Annotated in this window: 2 protein-coding genes; both read left to right on the top strand. The window is 69.4% G+C overall.

The genetic code is table 11. From position 1 onward, the window contains the following. The first annotated feature begins 110 nt into the window (after positions 1 to 110). Positions 111 to 1,367: an IS21 family transposase gene (gene istA / locus ACRWND_RS30615; protein ID WP_431955203.1), complete on the top strand. Its 1,257-nt coding sequence runs from the start codon at positions 111 to 113 to the stop codon at positions 1,365 to 1,367. Beyond that, positions 1,367 to 2,197 carry an IS21-like element helper ATPase IstB gene (istB, locus tag ACRWND_RS30610; RefSeq protein ID WP_431955202.1) on the top strand — a complete coding sequence of 277 codons (831 nt, stop codon included), beginning with the start codon at positions 1,367 to 1,369 and terminating at the stop codon, positions 2,195 to 2,197. The genes istA and istB overlap by 1 nt, the downstream gene beginning before the upstream one ends. Positions 2,198 to 2,271 lie beyond the last annotated feature (74 nt).

The following is a 2,271-nucleotide window of genomic DNA, read 5'->3' as shown; positions in this document are numbered from 1 at the left end:
TGTCGGCGACGGTTGAAATGAGGGCCACGGTCAGCGGATCAAAAGCGGGCCGGTCGGCGGTCTCGTGATCATCCTGGCTTCAGCGGTGCTGGAGTCAGGAGGAAGCGAGGGTGATCCGCGTGGAGGACTGGGCTGAGATCCGTAGGTTGCATCGGAGCGAGGGGTTGTCCGCCCGGGCGGTGGCCCGTGAGCTGGGGATTTCCCGGGGAACGGTGTTGCGGGCGTTGGCCTCGGATCGGCCACCGCAGTACCGGCGGGCGCCGAAGGGCTCGGCGGTGGACGCGGTCGAGCCCGCGATCCGGGAGTTGTTGAAGCAGACTCCGACGATGCCGGTCACGGTGATCGCGGAGCGGATCGGCTGGGAGCGTGGGCTGACGATCCTGCGTGAACGGGTGAGGGAATTGCGGCCGGCTTTTCTGCCGGTCGACCCGGTCTCCCGGACGGTCTATCAGCCGGGTGAACTGGCTCAGTGTGATCTGTGGTTCCCGGCGGTGGACATCCCGCTCGGCTATGGGCAGACGGGGCGCCCGCCGGTGCTGGTGATGGTGTCGGGCTACTCGCGGATGATCACCGCGAGAATGCTGCCGTCCCGGACCACCGCCGATCTGATCGACGGGCACTGGCAGCTGCTGTCCGGCTGGCAGGCGGTTCCCAGGACACTGGTCTGGGACAACGAGGCCGGTGTCGGCAGGGGCAGGCCCACGACCGAGTTCGCGGCACTCGCCGGCCTGCTTGCGATCCGGATCCACTTCTGCCGGCCCCGTGACCCCGAGGCGAAAGGCCTGGTCGAGCGGGCGAACGGCTATCTGGAGACCAGCTTCCTGCCCGGTCGTGTCTTCACCGGCCCGGACGACTTCAACGGCCAGCTCACCGCCTGGCTGCAGGTCGCCAACCGGCGCCGGCACCGCAGCATCGACGCCCACCCCATGGACCGCTGGGACGCGGACCGATCGGCGATGCTCGCCCTGCCACCGGTCGCCCCGCCGAACTGGTGGCCGCGCACCATCCGGCTCGGCCGCGACCACTACATCCGCGTCGACACCTGCGACTACTCCGTCCACCCCCGCGCGATCGGGCACCGGATCACCGTCCGGACGGACACCGAGAGCATCGTCGTGACCTGCGGCAATGACGTGGTCGCTCGCCACGACCGCTGCTGGGCCCGACACCAGACCATCACCGACCCCGAGCACGCCGCCGCGGCACGACGACTGCGCGACCAGGCCCGGCCACCCGCCCGCACCACCACCGCGCTCTCCACGGCTTTGGCCAAGGACGACCTGGGCATCGAGGTCGAACAGCGCGCGCTGGGCTCCTACGACCGCATCTTCACCCTCATCGAGGGCGGCGCCGGAAAGGACACCTGATGACCCCCACCACCGCATCCACCGCCAGGACGGCCGACGGCCGGGCGGCCCCGACCGGCAGGCAGACCGCCGCCGACCTGGCCTTCCTCGCCCGCGCGATGAAAGCTCCCGCTCTGCTGGACGCCGCCGAACGCCTGGCCGGGCGAGCCCGCACCGAGTCCTGGACCCACCAGGAGTATCTGGCCGCCTGTCTGCAGCGCGAGGTCGCCGCCCGCGAGTCCCACGGCGGCGAGCAACGCATCCGCGCCGCCCGGTTTCCCGCGGTCAAGACCATCGAGGAGATCGACACCGCCCACCTGCGGGGCATGACCCGCCAACAGCTCGCTCACCTTGGCACACTGGACTTCATCACCGGCAAGGAGAACATCGTCTTCCTCGGACCGCCCGGCACCGGCAAGACCCACCTCGCCACCGGCCTGGCCGTCAGAGCCTGCCAGGCCGGCCACCGCGTCGCGTTCGCCACCGCCTCCCAATGGGTCGACCGCCTGGCAGCCGCCCACCACACCGGCCGGCTCCAGGACGAACTCGTCAAGCTCGGCCGCTATCCACTGATCGTGATCGACGAGGTCGGCTACATACCGTTCGAGCCGGAGGCGGCGAACCTGTTCTTCCAGCTCGTCTCGAACAGATACGAGAGGGCCAGCGTGATCGTCACCTCGAACAAGCCCTTCGGCCGCTGGGGCGAGACCTTCGGCGACGAGACCGTCGCTGCCGCCATGATCGACCGACTCGTCCACCACGCCGAGGTCCACTCCCTCAAAGGCGAGTCCTACCGCATGCGCGGCCGCGGCGAACTCGGCCGCATCCAGACCGGCAACGACACCAACTGACACGACAAACGAGAACGCACGATGGCCCACGATTGAGCCGCTCAGACTGGCCTCACATTAGGCCGCTGCCGACA

It is taken from the genome of Actinacidiphila sp. bgisy167, assembly GCF_965342175.1.
Lineage (GTDB): Bacteria > Actinomycetota > Actinomycetes > Streptomycetales > Streptomycetaceae > Actinacidiphila.
This window is presented reverse-complemented; position numbering and strand designations above follow the sequence as displayed.

Coding starts and splice junctions, on each gene's coding strand:
- istB (WP_431955202.1), top strand. CDS start 1,367: ATGACCCCCACCACCGCATCCACCGCCAGGACGGCCGACGGCCGGGCG.